This is a genomic window from Sphingomonas sp. Leaf30, from assembly GCF_001422525.1.
Taxonomy (GTDB): Bacteria; Pseudomonadota; Alphaproteobacteria; order Sphingomonadales; family Sphingomonadaceae; genus Sphingomonas; species Sphingomonas aerolata.
The window spans coordinates 350021-372790 of sequence record NZ_LMKZ01000018.1; the positions used below are offsets into that span (position 1 = coordinate 350021).

15 protein-coding genes are annotated in these 22770 nt (G+C 68.9%); 5 read left to right on the plus strand and 10 right to left on the minus strand.

The genetic code is table 11. The annotated features are described in order from the left end of the window. Positions 1–23: 23 nt before the first annotated feature. On the minus strand, positions 24–1412 hold the full coding sequence (nhaA, locus tag ASE89_RS15355; RefSeq protein ID WP_056679424.1) for a Na+/H+ antiporter NhaA: 1389 nt from the start codon (positions 1410–1412) through the stop codon (positions 24–26). A 176-nt stretch (positions 1413–1588) separates the two neighbouring features. On the opposite strand from nhaA, the gene ASE89_RS15360 reads away from it, so the two are divergent. The 5 genes from ASE89_RS15360 to ASE89_RS15380 all read left to right on the plus strand — a co-directional run bounded on the left by ASE89_RS15360 (position 1589) and on the right by ASE89_RS15380 (position 9413). Further along, positions 1589–1792, plus strand: coding sequence for a DUF5818 domain-containing protein (locus ASE89_RS15360; protein WP_031440577.1), 204 nt, complete (start codon positions 1589–1591; stop codon positions 1790–1792). Between the two features lie 86 nt (positions 1793–1878). Continuing rightward, positions 1879–3687 carry a DUF885 domain-containing protein gene (locus ASE89_RS15365; protein WP_056679428.1) on the plus strand — a complete coding sequence of 603 codons (1809 nt, stop codon included), beginning with the start codon at positions 1879–1881 and terminating at the stop codon, positions 3685–3687. Between the two features lie 171 nt (positions 3688–3858). Next, positions 3859–5367, plus strand: coding sequence for an ATPase domain-containing protein (locus ASE89_RS15370; RefSeq protein ID WP_056680741.1), 1509 nt, complete (start codon positions 3859–3861; stop codon positions 5365–5367). Positions 5368–5380: 13 nt separating this feature from the next. After that, positions 5381–7054, plus strand: a complete 1674-nt coding sequence (locus ASE89_RS15375; RefSeq protein WP_168427695.1) for a response regulator — start codon at positions 5381–5383, stop codon at positions 7052–7054. A 127-nt stretch (positions 7055–7181) separates the two neighbouring features. Then, entirely contained in the window at positions 7182–9413 is a 2232-nt protein-coding gene (locus ASE89_RS15380; RefSeq protein WP_056679433.1) for a hybrid sensor histidine kinase/response regulator, read from the plus strand. On the opposite strand, the gene ASE89_RS15385 is transcribed toward ASE89_RS15380, so the two are convergent. From ASE89_RS15385 to ASE89_RS15425, 9 genes are all read right to left on the minus strand, one after another. Next, positions 9410–9982 carry a hypothetical protein gene (locus ASE89_RS15385; protein WP_056679436.1) on the minus strand — a complete coding sequence of 191 codons (573 nt, stop codon included), beginning with the start codon at positions 9980–9982 and terminating at the stop codon, positions 9410–9412. The two genes, ASE89_RS15380 and ASE89_RS15385, sit on opposite strands and share 4 nt — an antisense overlap. Continuing rightward, on the minus strand, positions 9982–11151 hold the full coding sequence (locus ASE89_RS15390) for a M48 family metallopeptidase (protein WP_082451588.1): 1170 nt from the start codon (positions 11149–11151) through the stop codon (positions 9982–9984). The genes ASE89_RS15385 and ASE89_RS15390 overlap by 1 nt, the downstream gene beginning before the upstream one ends. Further along, positions 11148–11906, minus strand: coding sequence for a hypothetical protein (locus tag ASE89_RS15395; RefSeq protein WP_330219063.1), 759 nt, complete (start codon positions 11904–11906; stop codon positions 11148–11150). Before ASE89_RS15395 ends, ASE89_RS15390 begins: the two co-directional genes overlap by 4 nt. A 182-nt stretch (positions 11907–12088) precedes the next feature. Further along, positions 12089–13975 carry a ribonucleoside-diphosphate reductase subunit alpha gene (locus ASE89_RS15400; RefSeq protein WP_434556488.1) on the minus strand — a complete coding sequence of 629 codons (1887 nt, stop codon included), beginning with the start codon at positions 13973–13975 and terminating at the stop codon, positions 12089–12091. A gap of 407 nt (positions 13976–14382) precedes the next feature. Next, complete coding sequence (locus ASE89_RS15405; RefSeq protein ID WP_056679447.1) at positions 14383–17055, minus strand: EAL domain-containing protein; 2673 nt, start codon at positions 17053–17055, stop codon at positions 14383–14385. Positions 17056–17131: 76 nt separating this feature from the next. Continuing rightward, the gene (locus ASE89_RS15410) at positions 17132–18130 is read right to left on the minus strand and encodes an inorganic phosphate transporter (RefSeq protein ID WP_031394897.1); all 999 of its coding nucleotides are present in this window, start codon (positions 18128–18130) and stop codon (positions 17132–17134) included. A 195-nt stretch (positions 18131–18325) separates the two neighbouring features. Next, on the minus strand, positions 18326–19444 hold the full coding sequence (locus tag ASE89_RS15415; protein ID WP_056679450.1) for a DUF47 family protein: 1119 nt from the start codon (positions 19442–19444) through the stop codon (positions 18326–18328). 110 nt (positions 19445–19554) lie between these two features. Further along, positions 19555–21888, minus strand: coding sequence for a TonB-dependent receptor (locus ASE89_RS15420; RefSeq protein WP_443024351.1), 2334 nt, complete (start codon positions 21886–21888; stop codon positions 19555–19557). A 149-nt stretch (positions 21889–22037) separates the two neighbouring features. Then, complete coding sequence (locus ASE89_RS15425) at positions 22038–22661, minus strand: glutathione S-transferase (RefSeq protein WP_056679459.1); 624 nt, start codon at positions 22659–22661, stop codon at positions 22038–22040. Positions 22662–22770 lie beyond the last annotated feature (109 nt).

The window sequence follows — 22770 nt, forward strand, 5'->3', positions numbered from 1 at the left end:
GGTGCCCGGCGGAGGTTCCGTACTCAGCCGGCCTCGGTCCGCGCCGCGGCGGTGCGGAGCAGGATATAGCCAAGCGCACCCGAGGCGAGCGACGCGGCGAGCACCGCGAGCGAGGCCATCTCGGTCCGCTGCGCATCGGGAAAGGCGAGATTGGCGATGAACAGCGAGATGGTGAAGCCGATCCCCGACAGCGCGCCGATCGCGAGCACCATCCGCCAGGTGACCGCGTCGGGCAGTTCGGCAGCGCCCGCCTTGACCGCCAGCCAGGTCGCGGTGACGAAGCCGAGCGGCTTGCCGAACGCGAGCCCGGCGAACACGCCGATCCCGAGCAGCGATCCCGCGGCGTCGGCGAGCAGGTCCGACGAGAAATGGATCCGCACCGCCGACAGCGCGAACAGCGGCAGGACGACATAGGACACCCAGGGGTTGAGCATCTGGACGAGACGTTCGGCGGGTTCGTCGGTCGCCTCGGTCATTTCCTGGATATAGCCGAGCTGTTGCTGCGCCTTGCGCTGGATTTCCTCGTTTTCCTCGGGGTCACCCGACTCCGCCTCGTCGACCGCCTGCTTGAAGCGGTCGATCGGGGCCTGAACGCGCTCGGCGAAGCGGCGTTCGGACAGCCGCGACTGGGTCGGCGACAACAGCCCGAGCATCACGCCGGCGATCGTCGCATGGATGCCCGAGGCATAGACGCCCGCCCAGACGATCAGCCCGAGCAGTACATAGGGGATGGGCGAGACGAGCTTCAGCCGCAGCAGCACGAAGATCGCGACATAGGCGACCGCCGCGACGACCAGCATCGGCAGGACCAGGGTGCCGGTATAGGCGACCGCGATGACGAGCAGCCCGCCGACATCGTCGATCGCCGCGAACGCCAGCAGCACCGCGCGGATCGACACGGGCAGCCGGGTCGCGAACATGCCGATGATCGCGAGCGCGAAGGCGGTGTCGGAGGTGATGACGGTGCCCCAGCCGCTCGCCGCCTCGGTGCCGTAGTTGAGGGCGAGATAGACCGCGACGGGAACAAGGATCCCGCCGATCGCGCCGGCGAGCGGGAACATCGCAGTGCGCACGGTCGACAGCGCGCCCTTGGTGAATTCGCGCTTCACCTCCGCGCCGATGATCAGGAAGAACAGCGGCAGCAGCGCCTCGTTCACCCAGTCGGCGAGCGGGTGCGCGGCGCGGAAGCTGCCGAGCCGGATTTCGAGCGTGCTGTCCCACATCGTCTGATAATCATGCGCGATCGGCAGGTTGGTGCAGACCAAAGCGACGATCGTGGCGATGAGCAGCGGCCCGCCGACGACCTGATCGGCGGCGAAGAACGGCGCGAGGCGGTGGAGGAAACCGGCGGCGGCGGGCGAATGATGCGCGCGCGCCGCCAGCTTGCCGGAGAGACGGGGGGTGAGGGCCATGATGTTCCAGGATCGCGTCGGCAGGACGCGCGTGCGGGTATAACGGTGCAGACCGCCTGTCGTATCCCTTGCCGTATCCCTTGGGCGCGTGGGACACTTCTGCCGGCGGACCGACGCCGCCGGGGGTTGCGTCGCGCGTCACCTGCGGTATCGCCGCTGGCAGGAGGCCGCGCGCCATGACGACCATCGGAACCAAGATCGACGAGACGGGGACGCTGATCCGTGACGGTGGTGCGTTCTACCTGCGCCGCGACATGGGCGGGCGCTATGAGCTCGAGCTCCACCGCACGCCCGTCGACCTGGTCGAAAAGCGTGTGCGGCTGGTCGGCACGCTGGTCGGTGACGATCTGGTGAATGCGGACGGCGTCTCGCCGGTCTGAGCGCGTAAGTCCCAGATAGCATGGGGCCCGGGGTGGATCGAGACCGCCCGGATGCTACACCCCTCCCCGAATCAGGGGAGTAGTCCATGCATCGTCGTCGGTTTCTAACGAGTGCCGCTGCCGCGTCCGTCATCGGTGCGGTCCCCCTCAAAGGGGCCGCCGCGGCGGGATCGCGCGACGCGGCGCTGTGCACGATGCTCGACCGGTTCTTCTATGCGCGGCTCGACGACTCGCCCGAACAGGCAACGCGGCTGGGGCTCGACACGGGGACGCGCAGCAGCCTGAAGGCGCGGCTCGACGACCAGTCGGCGGCGGGACGCGCGCGTGAACGGGCGCAAGCGACGAAGGAACTCGCCGAGCTGCGCGCGTTCGGGACGGGCGGGCTGTCGAGCGACGGCGCGCTCGATCACGAGATCGTGACCTATCAGCTGACGCGCGCGGTCGCGGGCGCGAAGCGGTTCACCTATGGCAGCAGCCTGGGGCGGTTCGCGCCCTATGTGCTGAGCCAGCTGACCGGGCCGTATCGTGACGTGCCCGATTTCCTCGAATCGCAGACGCGGGTGCGCGATGCGGGCGAGGCGGATGCGTATCTGCAGCGGCTGTCCGCGCTGCCCAAGGCGATCGACGACAGCAGCGAGCAGCAGCGCAGCGACGCGGCGCGCGGCGTGTTCGCGCCCGATTATATCCTCGACACGACGCTGAAGCAGCTGGGCAGCGCGATGGAGGGCGCGGCGGCGCAGAGCGTGATGGTGACGAGCTTCGCCACCAAGCTGAAGGCCGCGGGGCTGCCCGACGACCGCGTCGCGCGCGCGACCGCGATCGTCGAGCGCGACGTCCGCCCCGCGCTCGAACGGCAGCGTGCGCTGGTCGCCGAACTGCGCACCAAGGCGGTGCATGATGCGGGCTGCTGGCGGCTGCCCGATGGCGACGCCTATTATGCCGCGGCGGCGGAGGCCGCGACGACGGTGGCGATGAGCGGGGACGAGATCCACCGCCTGGGCCTTGCGCAGGTCGCCGAGATCGGTGCGCGGATCGACGGCATCCTGAAGACGCAGGGGATGACGCAAGGCACCGTCGGCGAGCGGCTGGTGGCGCTCAACAAGCGGCCCGACCAGCTTTACCCCAACACCGATGCGGGCCGCGACGCGCTGCTCGCGCATCTCAACCGGCAGATCGTCGCGATGCAGGCGCGGCTGCCCGAGGCGTTCGCCAGCCTGCCCAAGGCGCCGGTCGAGGTGCGCCGCGTGCCGCCGACGATCCAGGCGGGCGCGCCGGGCGGCTATTATCAGAACGCCTCGCTCGACGGGTCGCGACCGGCGATCTACTATATCAACCTGCGCGACACGTTCGACCGGCCCAAATTCGGGCTCGCCACGCTGACGCACCACGAGGCGGTGCCGGGGCATCATCTCCAGGTCAGCCTCGCGCTCGAGAGCGAGCAGATCCCGCTGATCCGCCGGCGCGGGTTCTTCAGCGGCTATTCGGAGGGCTGGGCGCTCTACGCCGAACAGCTCGCCGACGAGATGGGGATGTATGAGGGCGATCCGCTGGGGCAGGTCGGCTATCTCCAGTCGCTGCTGTTCCGCGCGACGCGGCTGGTGGTCGACAGCGGGATGCACGCGAAACGCTGGAGCCGCGAAAAGGCGACCGATTACCTGATCGCGACGACGGGAATCGCGCGCGGCCGCAGCCAGGGCGAGATCGACCGCTACACCGTCTGGCCGGGCCAGGCGTGCAGCTACAAGATCGGCCACACGGTGTGGACCCGCCTGCGCGACGAGGCGAAGACGCGGCCGGGATATACGCCGAAGGACTTCCATGCGGTGTTGCTGAAGGGGGCGATGCCGCTCGCGATCCTCGAACGCGTGGTGCGCCGGACGGGGGCGGGGGCTTAAGGCCCCCCAGTCCTCCAGCCCGCCGCCCCCCCGCCTACGCGGCCGGACCGCGGTGACTTTTGCAAAAATTCCGCAGCGGAAACTTGTGCGTTGCCGGGGGGTTGTTGGGCGGGGGCTCTCGAACCGGACATGGTCCGGCGCGGCGCCCGGACTGGCCTGGAGAAATGTCGCGTGCGTCAAGAACCGTCATCACCCTCCGACGGGAGCGTCGTATCGACCGGCCTCGACCCGCTGAACTACATCCTCGACGGCGGCTATGCGTATAACCGCGTCCACCTGATCGAGGGTGAGCCGGGGTCGGGCAAGACCACGCTCGGGCTGCAGTTCCTGCTCGCCGGGCGCGATGCGGGCGAGCGGTGCCTGTACATCACGCTGTCGGAAAGCCGTGACGAGCTGCTCCATGTCGCCAGGACGCATGGCTGGGACATGACCGGGGTCGACATCTTCGAGCTGGTGCCGCCCGAGCTCAGCCTCGACGTCGATCGCGAACAATCGATCGTCTATTCGTCCGATCTCGAACTCGGCGAGACGGTCAACATGGTGATGGAGGCGGTGAGCAAGGTCGAGCCGACGCGGATCGTGTTCGACAGCCTGTCCGAGATCCGCCTGCTCGCGCAGGGGCCGCTGCGGTTCCGCCGGCAGCTGCTCGCGCTCAAGCATTATTTCGCGCAGCGCGGCTGCACCGCGCTGTTCCTCGACGACCTGACGCAGACCGAGGACGATCTCAGCCTGCACAGCCTGGCGCACGGCGTCGTCCGGCTCGAACAGATCGCGCTGCCCTATGGATCCGAGCGGCGGCGGCTGCGGGTGTACAAGATGCGCGCGCGCGCGTTTCGCGGCGGCTTCCATGACTTCGTGATCCGGCGCGGCGGGCTGCAGATCTTTCCGCGGCTGACCGCGGTCGCGCATCCCGATACCGGTTTTGTCGACCGGCTGGCGTCGAGCGGGATCGAGGAGCTGGATACGCTGTCGGGCGGCGGGCTGGATTACGGGACGACGACGCTGATCATCGGGCCGTCGGGATCGGGCAAGACGACGCTGTCGCTGCAATATGTCTTTGCCGCGCTCGAACGCGGGGAGAAGGCGCTGTTCGTCAGCTTCGACGAGACCGAGCGCGTCTTCATGCGCCGCGCGGCGGGGATGGACCTCGACCTCAGCGACCATGTCGCGGCGGGGCGGCTGTGTTTCCGCCAGGTCGATCCGGGCGAATTGTCGCCGGGCGAGCTGACCGGGATCATCCGCGACCAGGTCGAGCGGGTCGGCGCGACGGTGGTCGTGCTCGATTCGCTGTCGGGCTATCAGCTCGCCATGCCCGAGGAGCAGCACATGCTGCTGCAGATGCACGAGGTCGTGACCTATCTGAACCAGCAGGGCGTGCTGGGGCTGCTGGTGCTGACGCAGACCGGGATGATCGGGACGATGCAGTCGCCGGTCGACCTGACCTATCTTGCGGATTCGGTGATGCTGCTCAGGTTCTTCGAGGCGGATGGCGCGATCCGGCGGGTGATGTCGTTCCTGAAACGCCGCATGGGTCCGCATGAGGGGACCTTGCGCGAGTTCCGGATCGACAGCGGCGGGATCCGCGTCGGGCCGCAGCTGACCGGGTTTCGCGGCGTGCTGACCGGGACGCCCGAATATGGGGGCAGCGCCGCCCTGCTGACGAACCGTGACGAATCCTGACCGACCGGCGATGATGACCGATGATTTCCTGGTGGTCGCGCCGACCGGCCGCGACGCCGATGTGACCGCGCAGGTGCTGCGCTCTGCCGATATCGCCGCGGTGCCGGATGCCGACGGGACCGCGCTGTTCGCGGCGATCGCGGGGGGCACGCATGCCGGCGCGATCCTGACCGACGACGCGCTGTCGCGGCTCGACCAGGAGCGGCTGCTCGCGGCGATCGCGGCGCAGGCGCCCTGGTCCGACTTTCCGTTCATCCTGCTGAGCAAGCGCGGCGAACCGCGGCGCGGCGCGCGCGAGGTCGAGGCGGTCGCCAATGTGACCCTGCTCGAACGCCCGCTGCATCCTGCGTCGCTGGTCAGCGCGGCGCGCGCGGCGCTGCGCGCGCGGCAACGCCAGCGGCTGGCGGCGCGGCATTTCGAGGACCGCGAAAAAGCGCGCGCCGAGCTGCGCGATCTGGCCGACACACTGGAGGCGAAGGTCGAGGCGCGGACGCGCGAACTGGCGGCGGCGAACGACCGGCTGACCGCGGAGATCGCCGAGCGCGAGCGGGCCGAGGCGCGGCTGGTGCAGGCGCAGAAGATGGAGGCGATCGGCCAGCTGACCGGGGGCATCGCGCATGATTTCAACAACCTGCTGACCGCGGTGATCGGCTCGCTCGACCTGTTGCTGCGGCGCACCGACGACGAGAAGATCCGGCGGCTGGCGAGCATGGCGTTGCAGGCGGGCGAGCGCGGCGCGACGCTGACCGCGCAGCTCCTGTCGTTTTCGCGGCGCCAGCATCTGTCGCCGGTGCCGGTCGAGCCCAACCAGGTCGTCGCGTCGATGGCGGACCTGCTCGCGCGGTCGATCGGGGCGGCGGTGACGGTCGAGCTCGACCTGGCGGACGATGTCTGGCGGGCGATGGTCGATCCGACGCAGCTCGAGGTCGTGCTGCTCAACCTGGCGATCAACGCGCGCGACGCGATGCCGTCGGGCGGGGTGGTGCGGATCGCGACGCGCAACCTGGCCGCGGTGCCCGACGCGCTGACCGCCGAGCTGAACCCGGGCGCCTATGTCGCGATCGAGGTCGCCGATACCGGTGCGGGGATGACGCCCGCGGTGCTGGCGCGCGCGTTCGAGCCGTTCTTCACCACCAAGGGGCAGGGCAAGGGCACGGGCCTGGGGCTCGCGCAGGTGTACGGCTTTGCCCGTCAGTCGGGCGGCACGGTCCGGATCGTCAGCGCGGAAAACGAGGGGACGGTGATCACCTTGTACCTGCCGCGGACGACCGAGGTCGCCGATCCGGTCGCGATCGAGCGGCTGGCCCAGGCGACCGGGTCGCGGCAGCGGATCCTGGTGGTCGACGACGACAATGACGTCCGCGGGGTCGCCGCGCAGATGATCGAGGAGATCGGCTATCAGGTGGTCGCAGCGGCGAGCGGGACCGAGGCGCTGACCGAATTCGGGCGCGCGTCGTTCGACCTGGTGCTGACCGACGTGGTGATGCCGGGTATGTCGGGCGTCGACCTGGCGCGGCGGATCCGCGCGGTCGCGCCCGCCATGCCGCTGCTGTTCGCGAGCGGCTATGCCGATGTCGCGACGTTCGGCGACGAGCTGGCGGCGGAGACGGTGTTGAAGAAGCCCTATCGCATCGGCGAGGTCGCGGCGCGGATCGGTGACGCACTGTCGGCGGAGTCGACGCAGTAGCGCAGGTGACGGACATTGCAGCGTTTCGTGGCGGCGGTGCGGTGTATAGGATGGGGTAAGGCCCGTGCGTGTACGGTGATCAGGGACGCAGGATTTCGGACCCGGGGTGGGGGCAAGGTGGGGCAGCGTGACTGAGCGGCATGGATTCCTGGGCGACGGCCCGCTCGCGGCGCTGATCGCTGCGTTCGACTGGTCAGCGACCCCGCTCGGCCCGATCGAAGGCTGGCCGCCGCATCTGCGGACCGTGGTGTCGATCCTGTTGCGCGCGCCGGTGCCGATGGCGCTGCTGTGGGGCGAGGAGGGGATCCTGCTCTACAATGCGCGCTATGCGACGATCGCGCAGGACAAGCACCCCGCGATTCTCGGCATGCCGGTGCGCGAGGCCTGGATGGAGGCGGCGACGTTCAACGACGGCGTGGTGCGCGCCGGGATGGCCGGCAAGACGCGGAGCTATGCGCGGCAGGAGCTGACGCTGTACCGCCATGGCGAGCCCGAGACGGTGTTCCTCGACCTCAATTACTCGCCCGTGCTCGACGCGGACGGGGTGCCCGCGGGCGTGCTGGCGGTGGTGATCGAGACGACCGACGCGGTGCTCGCCGAGCGCAGCCTGCGCTGGGAAACGCACAGCCTCGAGACGCTGAACGTCACCGGCGCGGCGCTGGTCGCGGAGCTCGAACTCGAACCGCTGATCCAGATGGTCACCGATGCGGGGGTCAAGCTGACCGGGGCGGAGTTCGGGGCGTATTTCCACAATTTGATGGACGAGACCGGCGAGCGGCTGCACCTGTTCACGCTGGCCGGGGCGGAGCGCGCGGCGTTCGAGAAGCTCGGCCGGCCGCGCGCGACCGCGGTGTTCGGACCGACCTTCCGCAACGAGGGCGTGATCCGCTCGGACGATATCCGCACCGACCCGCGCTACGGGAAAAGCGCGCCGCATTACGGGATGCCGCGCGGGCATCTGCCGGTGCGCAGCTATCTGTCGGTGCCGGTCACGTCGCGCACCGGGGTGGTACTGGGCGGGTTGTTGTTCGGCCATTCCGAGCCGGGACGTTTCGGCGAGCGGCACGAGCGGCTGCTGGTCGGCGTCGCGGCGCAGGCGGCGATCGCGATCGACAATGCGCAGCTGTTCAAGGCGGTGCAGGAGGTCAACGACACGCTCGAACAGCGCGTGGCGGAGCGGACCGCGGAGCTGACCCAGGCGCATGAGGCGCTGCGCCAGGCGCAGAAGATGGAGACGCTGGGCCAGCTGACCGGGGGTATCGCGCATGATTTCAACAATCTGCTGACGGTGATCCGCGGATCGACCGACCTGTTGCGGCGTCCCGATTTGAGCGCGGATCGGCGCGACCGCTACATCACCGCGATCGCCGACACCGCCGATCGCGCGACCAAGCTGACCAACCAGCTGCTCGCCTTTGCGCGGCGATCGTCGCTGACCCCCGAGGTGCTCGACGTCCGCGCCGTCGTCAGCGGGATGACCGACATGCTGGCGACGCTGTCGGGATCGTTCATCGACATCGCGCTGAGCCTGCCCGACACGCCGTGCCTGACGCATGCGGATGCGAGCCAGCTCGAGACCGCGATCGTCAACCTGGCGGTCAATGCGCGCGACGCGATGGCGGGGCGCGGGGCGCTGCGGATCGTGGTCGGGCGCGCGGCGCGGATCCCGGCGGTGCGCGGCCATGTCGCGCGCGACGGCGATTTCGTGACGATCGGCGTGCACGACACGGGCAGCGGGATCGACCCGGCGCATATCGAGCATATTTTCGAGCCGTTCTTCACGTCGAAGGCGATCGGCCATGGCACCGGGCTGGGCCTGTCGCAGGTGTTCGGGTTCGTGAAACAGTCGGGCGGCGAGGTGATCGTCGAGAGCACGCCGGGCGCGGGTGCGACCTTCACGCTATACCTGCCGCATGATCCGACCGGCGTGCCGGCGGGCGTCGGCATCGCGGCGGAGGCGCGTGGCGAGGGGCCGTCGCTGCGGATCCTGGTGGTCGAGGACAATGCCGCGGTCGGCGACTTCGCGATGTCCGCGCTCGCCGATCTGGGGCACGCGATCGTGTTCGCGCGCGATGCCGAGGAGGCGCTGGCGATCCTTGCGCGGGAGGCGGACGCGTTCGACGTGATGTTTTCGGACGTGGTGATGCCGGGGATGAACGGCGTCGCGCTGGCGCAATATGTCCGCCGGGACTTTCCCGCGATGCGCGTGCTGCTGACCAGCGGCTATAGCGACGTGATCTCGAAGGACGGCGCGCAGGGCTTTGCGCTGTTGCACAAACCCTATTCGATGGCGGAGCTCGCGCGCGCGCTGCATGCGGTGATGGAGGCGGACCGGGTGCTGGCGGCGGGCGCGTTCTAGAGCGCGGCGCTGTCGGTGAGGCGGTGGACGTCGCCGAGCAGCCGGTCGAAATAGTCGGTGCGCGGCGCGTCGAAGGTGACGATGTAGAGCAGCCCCGCGACGATCGCCGCGCGCGCCTCGCCCCGGCGGGGCAGGTCGTCGGCGTCGACATAGGCATAGCCGAAGCGGATGCCGGCATGGCCGAGAAACGGGTCGGGCGCCGCGGTGGTGAGCGTGAAATCCGCGATCCCGCCCGCGCTGCGATAGGTCGATTCGAGTAGTTCGGGGATTTCGGCGAGCAGCATCGCGTCGCTGTAGCGGGGGAGCGTCTTGCGCCGCCGGGGTTCGCGCAGCAGCGCCTCACCGGGTGCGATCCCGCCGAACCAGGTGACCGCGTTGAGCCGCTCGCCGTCGAGCGTCCAGACCTCGGCCTTGCGGCCCGGTCGGGCGGAAAGCTGGTTCCAGTCGCGCGGCGGGGTGACGGTCATCGTCCGGGCGACGCGGACGGGCTTGCCCTGCGCGCGATAGGCGTTGGCATCGGCGGGTGCGGGCAGGAGCATGAGGAGGGCAGGGAGCAGCGGGTAGCGCATCAGCGGTCCTCCGGGGCGGCGATCAGGGCGGCGATCATGGTCGCATCGCCGGCGGCGGGGTCGAGCGCGAGATAGCGGCGTAGTGCTGCCTGTCCCTCCGCAAGGCGACCGGTCCGGACCAGCGCCAGCCCCAGCCCGCGCTGTGCGGCGGCGAGGCCCGGGTCGAGCGCGATGGCCTGCGCGTAAAAGTGCGCGGCGTTGACGAGGTCGCGGGGGTTGCCGCGGGCGCGGTACAGGTCGCCGCGTGCGCGCCACAGTGCCGCGGTCCAGCCGCGCGCGGCACAGGCGGCGATCAGATAGGCGCTGGCGCCGAAGTCGTTGAGCTTGATCTGGTCGTCGAGGAACAGCGGCAGCCATGGCGCGAGTGCTTCGGCATGGCGGTCGGCGCCGTCGTCGCGGTCCGCCGCGTCGGGCAAAGCGAGCGCGGTCAGCGTGGCGGCGCGTTCGGCCTCGGGCGGGTGCGAGGCGTAGAAGCCGATGCGGTCGAGCCGCGGGCGGTGCGCGCCGCGCGCGACCGCGGAAGCCCCGGCCTCGGCGATCGCGTTGCGCCACAACTGCGCGGCGGCCTGCGGGCGGAGGCGGCTGGCGTTGAGATAGCCGATCCCGAGCCGGTCGGCGTCGCGCTCCTGATCGCGCGAGAAGCGATAGAGTGCGCCATAGACCGATCGGCCGAGCGTGGCGAAGCGGCGGCGCAGATCGGCATCGGGGGCCATTGCGGCGAGCACCGCCCCCCAGCCGAGCAGGTCGGATCCGGTACGCTGCGCCCGGAACTGTGCAAGCGTGTGGCGGCGTTCGAAATGGCCGAATTCATGTCCGAGCACCGCGCCGAGCTCCGCCTCGCTGCGGGCGCGGAGCAGCAGCCCGCTGAACACGCGCATCGTCCCGTTCGCCGCCATGCTCGCGTTGAACAGCGGCACGCGCAGGACATAGACGCGCACGCCGGCGCAGCGGGCCGCGCCGACCGTGTCGCAGAGCGCGCGGCGGACATAGGCGTCGAGCGCGGCGTCGCGGATCAGCAGCGGCGACAGCGCGAGCTGGCGCTCGTCCTCGTCCGCCTCGGCCCAGGCGCCGATCTCGTCGACGCCGCGCGGCTGATAGGCGCCCGTATAAGGCGGCGGGGCGGGGGCGGTGGCGGCGAGCAGGGCGAGGGCGAGCGCGGTGACGGTCATCGGGGGGCGGGGGTGCTGCCGGGGAAATCGGCGAGCAGCTGCCGGACGCGCGTGGCGGCGCCTTCGGGAGTGCGCAGGTCGCCGCCCATCGCGCGGTCGGCGTTGAGCCAGAGCAGGTCGCCGGTCCGCAGATCGACCAGCCCGGCATAGCCCGCATGTTCGCCCGCGCTGAGCGGGATGCCGGGCCCGAGCATCGCGACGATCTGCAGCAGCTTGCGCCCGGTCGAGCCATAGGCGTCGCTGGTGCTGAGGAAGAGCGCGTAATCGGCGTCGCGCGCGCCGGGCAACCGCGCGATGCCGGGCCCGAGCGTCCAGTCGAACCGTCCGGCCTCGGTCGCCAGCTTCTTGGTCGGCAGCCGGTCGCCGGCGAAGAACTGATAGCGGATCACCGATTGCGAGACCGCGGCGAACAGCGCGGCATAGTCCGCCACGAGCCGCGCCGCATCGCCGTCTGCAACGGGGGCGGGGATCACGCGGTTGCCGAGCGCCTGTTGCTGCGCGGCGAGTGCGGCCTCGATGTTGCGGCGGGCCTGGTCGGTCCAGTCGCCATTGGGTTCGAACATCCCGCCGGTCGAGCGTGCGCCGACGCGTATGCTCGGGCGGACGAGGAGGATGGTCCTGCCGCTGCCGGGGGGCAGCGTGAAGCCGGTCTTCTGCGCGCTTCTCTGGCGGGCGGCGGCGGGTGAGGCGGGCGCGAGTGTCAGGGCCGGGGCCAGCAGCATGATCGCCAGACGCGTCGCGAGCCTTGTCCCCATCGACGCCCCCCAGCGCGCTGTCCCGGCGACCGGGCTAGGCCGCGCGCACGGGTGCGACAAGCCGCAGACCGGCCCGCTTTGGACCTAGGCCGCGCGCCCACGAAACAGCCTGTCGCGCGGGAAGCGCGACAGGCTGTTCGATCAGGCGGCGGGCGGGCCCGCCACGGTGATGGGTCGGGGGCTTATTGGCAGGCGAGGCACTCGTCATAGTCCTTCGATTCCACGTCGATCTGACGCAGGTCGATGGTGTTGTCCGCCTCGACCCCGCCCGCGAAGCCGGCGCGCTGCACCGACTTGGAGCGGAGATAATAGAGCGACTTGATGCCGAGCTCCCAGGCGCGGAAGTGGAGCATCAGCAGGTCCCACTTTTCCACGTCCGCGGGGATGAACAGGTTCAGCGACTGCGCCTGGTCGATATAGGGCGTGCGGTCCGCGGCGAGTTCGAGCAGCCAGCGCTGGTCGATCTCGAAGCTGGTCTTGTAGCAGTCCTTTTCCTCGGTCGAGAGGAAGTCGAGATGCTGGACCGACCCGCCCTGTTCGAGGATCGAGTTCCACACCGCGTCCGAGTTCTTCGACTTTTCGGCGAGCATCTTCTCGAGATACGGGTTCTTGATCGAGAAGCTGCCCGAGAGCGTCTTGTGCGTGTAGATGTTCGCCGGGATCGGCTCGATGCACGCCGACGTGCCGCCGCAGATGATGCTGATCGACGCGGTCGGTGCGATCGCCATCTTGCAGCTGAACCGCTCCATCGCGCCGACATCGGCGGCGTCGGGGCAGGGCCCGCGCTCGATCGCGAGCTGCATCGAGGCTTCGTTGGCCTGCGCGTTGATGTGCTTGAACATCCGCAGGTTCCACGATTTCGCCATCGCGCCCTCGAACGGGATGCCGCGCGCCTGGAGGAAGCTGTGGAAGCCCATGACGCCGAGGCCGACCGAGCGCTCGCGGCCCGCCGAATAGGCGGCGCGCTCCATGCCGGGCTCGTGGCGGTCGATATAGTCCTGGAGCACGTTGTCGAGGAAGCGCATCACGTCCTCGATCAGGCCCTTCTCGTCCTTCCACTGATCCCAGGTTTCGAGGTTCAGCGACGACAGGCAGCAGACCGCGGTCCGCTCGTTGCCGAGATGATCCTTGCCGGTCGGCAGCGTGATTTCCGAGCAGAGGTTCGAGGTCGAGACCTTGAGGCCCAGTTCACGGTGATGCTTGGGCATCGCCTTGTTCACGTGATCGGCAAAGACGATGTAGGGCTCGCCGGTCTGGAGACGCGTCTCGACGAGCTTCTGGAACAGCGAGCGCGCGTCGACGGTGGCGCGGATCGCCTGGTCCTTCGGCGACCGCAGATGCCATTCCTCGCCGTTGCGCACGGCCTCCATGAACGCGTCGGTGATCAGCACGCCGTGGTGGAGGTTCAGCGCCTTGCGGTTGAAATCGCCCGAGGGTTTGCGGATCTCGAGGAATTCCTCGATCTCGGGATGCGAGACGTCGAGGTACACGGCCGCCGAGCCGCGGCGCAGCGAGCCCTGCGAGATGGCGAGGGTCAGCGAATCCATGACGCGGACGAACGGGATGATGCCGCTGGTCTTGCCGTTGAGGCCGACCGGCTCGCCGATGCCGCGGACGTTGCCCCAATAGGTGCCGATGCCGCCGCCGCGCGAGGCGAGCCAGACATTCTCGTTCCAGGTGTCGACGATGCCGCCGAGGCTGTCGGGGACCGAGTTGAGATAGCAGGAGATCGGCAGGCCGCGACCGGTGCCGCCGTTCGAGAGAACGGGGGTGGCCGGCATGAACCAGAGCTTCGAGATCGCGTCGTAGAGACGCTGCGCATGGCCGGCGTCATCGGCGTACGCAGACGCGACGCGGACGAACAGGTCCTGATAGCTCTCGCCCGGGAGCAGATAGCGGTCCTTCAGCGTCTCCTTGCCGAATTCGGTCAGCAGCGCGTCGCGGCTGTGATCGACTTCGACCGGGTAGATCTGCGCGCGCACGGAATGGCTGTCCTGCGCCTGACGCGGCGCCTTGGGGGCCTCTGCTGTGGGCGTGTCGAGGGTCTGTTCGATGGTGTCGGTCGTCATGTCGCTATCCCGGCTGCTGTCTCTGAAATCCAAAAGACCGCTCCTAAAATTCTGTAATCGTTCGAATCGGGAGCATATCCCATGCTATCATCGGGCAGATCAAAAGCAGAACAAAAACTGATCGGCAGCGCGTGGTCACGCCTGTCGACAATCAGGGTGGCAGCCCGAGGGGCGCACCATGTTCTACCAGAGATAGGGCCTGCCGCTGTAAGTAGCCCCCAGATACTGTGCCAATCCCGCAGCGGGTGCAAGCCGCTAGTTGGCCCGTTGCGGCCCTGCCCGGGGTCGATGGGGGTATCGCGAGGCGGCGGCGGCGGCGCGACGCGTGGATCTGCGCCGGGTTCGCGATACGCAAGCGGATTTCGCGCCTTTCGAAATATTTTCGAGCGAGCCGCGCGCGCCCGCGGTCAGCCCGCGCGGCGCATCCCGCGGACCAGCGGCGGTGGGCCGAGCCGTTCGATATCGACCGGATGATCGAAGGCGAGCCCGGCGCGGCCGTCGCGCAGCCAGCGAATCTGCGCGCCGATCATCTGGCCGTCGACGAGCTCGATCGAGACGCCGGCGCCGGTCGGATCGCCGCGGACCATCAGCCCCTCGACCATCGCGCCGCTGGTCGAGATGTCGCGGACGCGGACATCGACGAGCGTGTCCTCGACCAGCAGCCGCGCCGAGCGCAGCATCCGCACGCGCGGCGCCCGGCTGGTCTTGAACCCGGCGGCGGTCGCCACCCCCGCGGCGGTGGCAAGCTGTTCCATCACCACCTCGTTGAGGACCGGGCGGCCATAGACATAGCCCTGGATATGGCTGCAGCCGAGATCGCGGACGAGTGCGATCTCGTCCTGCAGCTCGACGCCTTCCGCGGTCGTCTCCATGCCGAGCGTGTCGGCGAGCATGACGATCGCCTTGATGATCGCGGCGTTGCGGTTGCCGGGTTCGGCCGCGCCCTTCACGAACGACTGGTCGATCTTGATCTTGTCGAACGGCGCGGTGCGCAGATAGCCGAGCGACGAATAGCCGGTGCCGAAATCGTCGAGCGCGAGCCGGACGCCGATTCCTTTGAGCGCCTTGAACATCTGGTCCGAGGACGCGCTCTCGTCGAGGAAGACGCCCTCGGTGATCTCGAGCTCGAGCCGGTTGGCGGGCAGCCCGGACTGGGCGAGCGCGCTGGTGACGAGGGCTGGGAGCGCGGGGTTGGCGAACTGGATCGGCGAGACGTTGACCGCGACGCGGACATCGGCGGGCCAGCGCGCGGCGGCGTTGCACGCGGTGCGCAGGACCCAGGTGCCGATCGCCTCGATCAGCCCGCATTCCTCGGCGATCGGGATGAAGTCGGCGGGCGACACGGGGCCGCGCGTCGGGTGGTTCCAGCGGATCAGCGCCTCATAGCCGACGATCCGCGTCGACTTGGTGCTGACGACGGGCTGGTAGCAGAGGTGGAACGCGCCTTCGGTGACCGCGATGCGCAGATCGTCCTCGAGCTGCTTGCGCGACTTCGCCCCCGCCAGCATGTCGTCCGAATAGAAGCGGTGGACGCCGCGGCCATCGGCCTTGGCCGCATAGAGCGCGAGATCGGCATTGCGGATCAGCGTCTCCGAATCCTTGCCGTGCTGCGGCGTGATCGCGATGCCGATCGAACAGCCGATCGAGACCGACGCGCCGCTGATGAAATAGGGTTGCGACAGCGCGAGGATGAGCTCGCGCGACAGGGTGCTGAGCGTGTCGCGGTTGTCGACGCCGGGCAGGACGACCTGGAATTCGTCGCCGCCGAGCCGGCCGACCAGCCCTGCGTCACCGACCACGCGCGTGAGCCGCTGCGCGACCTGTTTGAGCAGCAGGTCGCCCGCCTGGTGGCCGAGCGTGTCGTTGACCGCCTTGAACCGGTCGAGATCCATCAGGAACAAGGCGGTCGGCCGGTAGGGCCCGGCCTGCTGCGCGAGCGTCTTGTCGAGCGACAGCCGCATCCGCTGGCGGTTGGCGAGCCCGGTCAGCCCGTCGAACAGCGCGAGGCGGTTGATCTCGGCATCGGCCTTGCGCTTTTCGGTGAGGTCGAAGCCGGTGCCGATAAAGCCCTGGAACCGGCCGATCTCGTCGATCACCGGTCGGCCCGACATCGACCACCAGCGCTCGGGCGCGGGGTCGGCGGCGGCGCAGACCGAATAGTCCGAGAAGGAAGTGCGCGACGACAAATGGAAGGCGAGCGTGCGTTCGGTGCCGGGCGCGTCGCTGTCCATGCGGAACAGGTCGGTGAGGATGCAGCCGACCAGCCCGGACGACGGGTCGCACCCCTCCTCCGGGTCCGACGGCGGCGGGAGCGCGTGCGCCATCTTTGGCGAGATATAGGTGATGCGGCCGCGCCGGTCGGCTTCCCAGAACCAGCCGGGGCCGTAATTCTCGAACTCCGCCATCAGCTTCATCGCGAGCCGGCCCTCGCTCGACTGGTCCGCATGATCGAGCGCGAGCGCATAGTCGATCCGCGCCATCCGGTAGGCGACCGCGGCAAAACCGGCAAAGGCGGCGATCGCGACGACCGGCGCGATCCCCACGCCCGACAGCAAGGTCAGCATCAGCGCCAGGCCAATGCCGAACCCCAGGGTCGCGGCGCGCACGGCATAGAGGGTGATCGCGGTGACGCTGATCGCGCCGACGATCGCGACCAGCCCGGCGAGCTCGATCGGCCCGCCCGGCAGCTCGACGGTGACCCAGAGCAAGGACAGGAGCGCGGCGGAGAGCCCGGCGGCGCAGGTCGCGAGCACCGCGTTGCGGCGATGGATCGGCCATTCACGCAGCGTCCTGCTGCGCACCGTCGCAAAGGCCGCGCCGGACAGCAGAGCGATCACGCCCGCATGCACCGCCACCGCCGCGATCAGCGCCGGCCGTGCCGCCAGCGAGACGCCGAAGACGATCGCCGCGGCCACGAGGTGCGCGATCAGCGCGACCGGCCAGACCGCGCCGACCTTGGCGAGGCGGACATGCTGCGCGGCGCTCCACGCATCCTCGTCGCTTTCGACGAGCCCGAACAGGACGAGGCTCGTGGCGTCGGGATGATCGCGGAGGGAAATGGCGGGAGAGCGCGAGAACATCCCGCAAGCGTACCGCATCAGCGGTTGCGCAATTGCCCTCCGATCATGCTTAACAGACCGTAAGCGTTTGCATTTATCAGATAAATAGCCCGGTCAGCCAATAGGTCGCCGCCCCGATCGCGGCGGCGGCGGGCAGCGTCACGGTCCAGGCGATGATGATGTTGCTGGCGACGTTCCAGCGCACCGCGGACAGGCGTCGCGCGGCGCCGACGCCGACGATCGCGCCGGTGATGGTGTGCGTCGACGAGACCGGCACACCCCAGAAGGTCGCTGCGAACAGCGTGATCGCGCCGCCGGTCTCCGCGCAGAAGCCCTGCGCGGGCGTCAGCCGGGTGATCTTCGACCCCATGGTGTGGACGATCCGCCAGCCGCCCGACAGCGTGCCGAGCGCCATCGCCGCCTGGCAGGACAGCACGACCCAGAAGGGCACGTGGAACTCGCCGCCGAGCAGCCCCTGCGAATAGAGCAGCACCGCGATGATCCCCATCGTCTTCTGCGCGTCGTTGCCGCCGTGCCCGAGCGAATAGAGCGCGGCGGAGATCAGCTGGAGCTTGCGGAAGCGCTTGTCGACGCCGAGCGGGGTGAGCTTGAGGCTGGTCCAGGCGACGAGCAGGACGAGCAGCAGCGCGAGCAGCAGCCCGACCGCGGGCGAGACGAAGATCGCGCTGACGGTCTTGATCACGCCGCTCCAGACGATCGCGCCGAAGCCGATCTTGGCGACGCCCGCGCCGAGCAGCCCACCGATCAGCGCATGGCTGCTGCTCGAGGGGATGCCGAGCACCCAGGTGATGACGTTCCACGCGATCGCGCCGATCAGCGCGGCGAAGATCACCTGCGCGTCGATCACCTGCGCATGGACGATGCCGGTGCCGACGGTCTGCGCGACGTGGAGGCCGAAGACGGCGAAGGCGATGAAGTTGAAGAACGCCGCCCAGAGCACGGCATATTGGGGTTTCAATACGCGCGTCGAAACGACCGTCGCGATCGAGTTCGCGGCGTCGTGCAGGCCGTTGAGGAAATCGAACAGCAGCGCGATGCCGATCAGGCCGATGAGGACCGGGAGCGAGAGGATCATGCGGGGATGCTCCCCCGAGCCTGCATTGGCGTCATCGCGGCGCGTCCCACCAGTTTACCGCCCCGGCGGAGGCCGGGGTCCAGTTGGAGAGGTCGCAGTAACATTGCGCTGCCTTCAGCCATGGCCGTCCCCCAACTGGGCCCCGGCCTTCGCCGGGGGGGTGTCACGGGAGAGGCTTCGGGCCGAAACGACGCGTCACGCATGGTCGATGACGAGTCCCTGGATCTCGTTGGCGACGTCTTCGAAGCGGTCGACGATCTTTTCGAGGCTCGAATAGATTTCGCGGCCGATGATGAAGGCCATCGGGTCGGCATGGCTCTTCGACGCGGCGAAGAGCGCGCGCAGGCCGGTGTCGTGGATGTCGTCGGCGTGACCCTCGATCTGGATAAGCCGGGCGGTCAGGTCGTGGAGGCGGCCGGCGTTGCTGCCAAGCGAGCGGAGCAGCGGGATCGCCTCGGCGGTGATTCGCGCGGCCTCGACGATGATCCCCGCCATATCGCGCATCTCGGGCGCGAATTCGGTCACCTCGTACAGCGCGATCGCGTTGGCGGTGCCGTTCATCTGGTCGATCGCATCGTCCATCACGCCGATCAGGTCGGTGATCGCGCTGCGGTCGAACGGCGTCACGAACACCCGGCGGACGTCCTGCAGGACCTCGCGCGTGATGTCGTCGGCCTCGTGTTCGCGGCGCACGATCTCGGCGATCTGGCTTTCGATCGAGCCTTCGCCGTGGAGCAGCCGGGCGAGCGCGTCGGCGCCCGCGACGAGCGTCGCGGCATGCGCGTCGAACAGCTCGAAGAACCGCCCCTGCTTGGGCATGAGTGCCTGGAACCAGCCCAGCATCGGAAAACGCCTCCTCATTCGTGACCGCAGCACCGGCAGCACGCGTTGTTCGAACGCCACCGGGATCGGTGGCTTTCGGAATCCTCGGATCAGAGCCTTGAGTTCGGGCTCGTCGACCGCGGCGGCGGCCTTATCAGGCGGAAACCACCGTGTCTCGCGCTGATCCCGCTCGGGCCAGTCCGCGACCTGTTCGACGACCTGCATCGGATAGACGCTGACGATCATCGGCCGGAGACGCCCGCTGCGGCGCCGCTTGTCGTAGCAGAAATCGCCGACCGCGCTGGGGCAGGGGATGCCGCGAATCCCGGCTTCCTCGAACGCCTCCTGCGCGGCGGCCTCGTGCGAGGCGAGGCCGGCAATCGGATTGCCCTTGGGAATCACCCAGCGCCGCGTCTCGCGCGAGGTGATGAGCAGGATCTCGGCGGATCCGTCGGCGGTGATCCGATAGGGCAGGGCAGCGATCTGGCGGATCGGTCGGGTCCTCGGGCAAGGTCAAACCCGATGTCTGACACGCAGCGTGCGCGAGCGCCAGCCGGTCCGCAAGGGGGTGGCGTGGCGGCTCAGCCGCCACGCCGGCCTTGTCAGCGGAACTTGCCGCTGAGCGACACGCCGATGATCCGCGGTTCGTTGAACACCGCGGCCATGTAGTTCTCGATCACGCCCTTCAGGTTCTTCTCGCCGGTGATGTTGCGCGCGAACACCGCGAGTTCATAGGCGTCGTCGGGCGCCGCATAGCCGATCTTCAGGCCGCCTTCGAAGTTGCCGTTCGCGGTGAACTCCTTGGTCTTGTAGAGCACGAACTGCGTATAGCCCTGGATGTTGAAGTCGCCCGCGATGAACGCGCGACCGCCATTGCCGAGCGGCTGGTCGTAGCGTGCGGTCAGGTCGACATTATACTCGGGCGCATTGGGCAAAGGCTCGCCGTCGATCTTGACGAGGAAGGTCGTGCCGAATGCGCCGGGGACGGGGCGGACCGCCGCGGACGGCGTGCAGACGACCGCGTTGTTGAGCGCGCAGATCTGCACCTCGGTCGTCTTGTCGCGAATCGCGCTGTGGAGCAGGCTGAGCCCCGCGCCGAGCGTGAGGTTGGGAACGGGCTTCCAGTTCGCCTCGGCCTCCATGCCGTACGCCTCGGCCTTGTTGCCGTTGAACAGGATGCCGTTGCCGTTGAGATCGTTGCCGTTGAGCTGGATGTCGTTGACGCGGTAGCCGAACACGGTCGCGTTGAGGCTGAGCGTGTTGTCGAGCAGGCGGGTCTTGATGCCCGTCTCCCACGACAGGATCGTCTCGGAATTGGCGGTCGAGAAGTCCGAGTTGAACACCGCCGAGCGGCCCTGGATCGTCGGTCCGCGGAAGCCCTGTGCGATCCGCGAGTAGAGGCTGATGTCGGGGCTCGCCTGGTAGAGGAGGCTCGCGTCCCAGCTCGGCTTGGTCGCCTTCAGCGTGACGTCGGTGCGGAAGCCGGCCGGATACTGGCTGATACCGGCGACATTCTGGACCGGCTTGAGCAGCTGCGTGCGCTTCTTGTCCTCGGTGATGCGGCCGCCGGCGGTGAGCGTCAGCCGGTCCATCAGCTCGTAGCTGACCTGGCCGAAGCCGGCCCAGGAGGTGTTGACGTCGTGGAGGCGGACCCAGTTGTTCGGGTTGCGCTGTGCGGTCGTCAGGAAGAACGTCCGCTGGTAGAAATCGGTGATGTCGCGCGTGTCGAAATACAGGCCGCCGACCTGCCAGTTGAAGCGGCCGCCCTGCGTGCCCGACAGACGCAGCTCCTGCGACCACTGGTCGAGATCGCGGATCTGGCCCTGCGACTGGCCGAAGCCGTTCGCCACGCCGCGGACGGGGAAGTTCGCGCCCGCGCCGCCATCGGTGTCGCCGCGGCTGAAGCCCGAGGTCGTCTCGTACGCGGTGATCGAGGTGAGCGCGGCAGGACCGAAGTCGTAGGTCGCGCGGACCGAGCCGCCATAGGTGGTGTAGCTCTGCGGATTGTCATTGCCTTCGTCGAGCGCGACGATGTTGCGCGGTTCGGCCTGGACGTCGTTCGAACCCTTCTTCAGCGCGGCGCGGTGGAACAGCGTCGAGGTGCCGTCATACCAGCGCGCATGGCCCGACAGGTCGAGCGAGAAGGCGTTGCCCGGGGTCAGCGCGAGCTGGACGCGGACGTTGCGGTCGTCGAAGCCGCCCATCGCGTTCTTGCGCGGGGTCGCGGTGCTGTCCTGCGTGACGCCGGCATAGACGTTGTCGACATAGTTTTCGCGGTGCTGGAGCAAGGTCGAGACGCGGATCGACAGCAGGTCCTTGATCAGCGGGCCACCGACGCCCGCGTCGACGCTGACGCTGCCATAGGTGCCGACCGAGGCCGAGGCGCGGCTGTCGAAGTCGTTGGTCGGCTTGATCGTGTCGAACTTGATGATGCCCGCGGTCGTGTTGCGACCGAACAGCGAGCCCTGCGGGCCGCGCAGCACCTCGACCTGGCGGACGTCATAGACCGGGTTCGACTTCAGCACGACATGCTCGAGGATCACGTCGTCCTGGATGATCGTGACCGGCTGCGACGCGCCGAGGTAGAAATCGATGTTGCCGAGACCGCGGATGTAAAAGCGCGGGAAGATGCGGCCGGTGGTCGTCTCGACATAGAGGCCGGGGACGCGGCCCGACAGCGACAGCAGCGTGTCGTCGCCACCCGCCTGGAACGCGCGCAACGCATCGCCCGAGGCGACGCCGACCGACAGCGGCACGCGCTGGAGATTCTCCGAGCGGCGCTCGGCGGTGACGACGATCTCGCCGAGGCCGTCTTCAGCGGGGGCGGCAGCAGGGGCGGTGATCGTGTCCTGGGCGGCGGCGGGCAGGGCGGCGAGCAGCAATGTCGCGGGTGCGATGCCGCGCAGGAGCGACGTGGTCAGACGGGTGCGTGTCACGGTGATATTCCCTGGATGATCTTCTTGGTTTTACCGAAGGGACACCCGACGAGCCGCGCGCGCCGATCGCGGCCACCCCCGTGGACCGTGATCGCCGTCGCGCGGCTCATGCTGTCGCAATGCCCCCCCAGCGACGCGCTAGCCGCGGATCATGTTGGAAAAATGACAGTTGGCGCATCCGGCTGCCACGGCGTGACTTTGGGCATGACCGCGGCGAAGAGCGGCGAGGCGAGATAGCGGCCCAGCCAGTCGTGGAGCGCGGGGAGGGGGAGCGTGTCGAACCAGCCGCGATCGGTCTGCGCGAACTGGCGGACGAACGGTAGGATCGCGATGTCGGTCAGCGTGACGAAGGGGCCGGCGAGGTAGCCGGTGGCTGCCAGCCGCGTGTCGAGATCGGCGAGGATCGCGGTGGCGGCGGCGCGGTGCTCGAGCGGGTCGGTGCCGTGGCGATCGGCATATTTGTAGCGGTCGAGATGATGCTTGAACGCGCCGTCGTTGGTCGCGATCAGCTCGGTGTCGTGTTCGGCGAGCCAGTCGAGCGGATCGGCGAGTGCCAGCGCCCAGTGCATGATGGCGAGGCTCTGATCGATGACGCGGCCGTCGGGGAGGACGAGGACGGGGACGGTGGCTTTCGGCGAGGCGGCGAGCAGCGCGGCGGGCTTGTTGCGCAGGACGATTTCGCGGAGCTCGACCGCGATACCGCTGGCGACGACCGCGCTGCGGGCGCGGATTGCGTAGGGGCAGCGGCGGAAGCTGTAGAGGATGGGGAGCATGGGTTGGGTATAGGGGGCGGGGGGCGGCGCGTCTTGCCTGCGTCGTGCACTCGCCTCGCACGCTCGCCTCCACCCCGGCGCAGGCCGGGGCCCAAATGGGAAGGCGGTC

Bases quoted from the DNA above. Each gene is read 5' to 3' on its own strand.
- nhaA (WP_056679424.1), bottom strand. From the start codon at position 1,412: ATGGCCCTCACCCCCCGTCTCTCCGGCAAGCTGGCGGCGCGCGCGCAT.
- ASE89_RS15360 (WP_031440577.1), top strand. From the start codon at position 1,589: ATGACGACCATCGGAACCAAGATCGACGAGACGGGGACGCTGATCCGT.
- ASE89_RS15365 (WP_056679428.1), top strand. From the start codon at position 1,879: ATGCATCGTCGTCGGTTTCTAACGAGTGCCGCTGCCGCGTCCGTCATC.
- ASE89_RS15375 (WP_168427695.1), top strand. From the start codon at position 5,381: ATGACCGATGATTTCCTGGTGGTCGCGCCGACCGGCCGCGACGCCGAT.
- ASE89_RS15385 (WP_056679436.1), bottom strand. From the start codon at position 9,982: ATGCGCTACCCGCTGCTCCCTGCCCTCCTCATGCTCCTGCCCGCACCC.
- ASE89_RS15390 (WP_082451588.1), bottom strand. From the start codon at position 11,151: ATGACCGTCACCGCGCTCGCCCTCGCCCTGCTCGCCGCCACCGCCCCC.
- ASE89_RS15395 (WP_330219063.1), bottom strand. From the start codon at position 11,906: ATGGGGACAAGGCTCGCGACGCGTCTGGCGATCATGCTGCTGGCCCCG.
- ASE89_RS15400 (WP_434556488.1), bottom strand. From the start codon at position 13,975: ATGACGACCGACACCATCGAACAGACCCTCGACACGCCCACAGCAGAG.
- ASE89_RS15405 (WP_056679447.1), bottom strand. From the start codon at position 17,055: ATGTTCTCGCGCTCTCCCGCCATTTCCCTCCGCGATCATCCCGACGCC.
- ASE89_RS15410 (WP_031394897.1), bottom strand. From the start codon at position 18,130: ATGATCCTCTCGCTCCCGGTCCTCATCGGCCTGATCGGCATCGCGCTG.
- ASE89_RS15425 (WP_056679459.1), bottom strand. From the start codon at position 22,661: ATGCTCCCCATCCTCTACAGCTTCCGCCGCTGCCCCTACGCAATCCGC.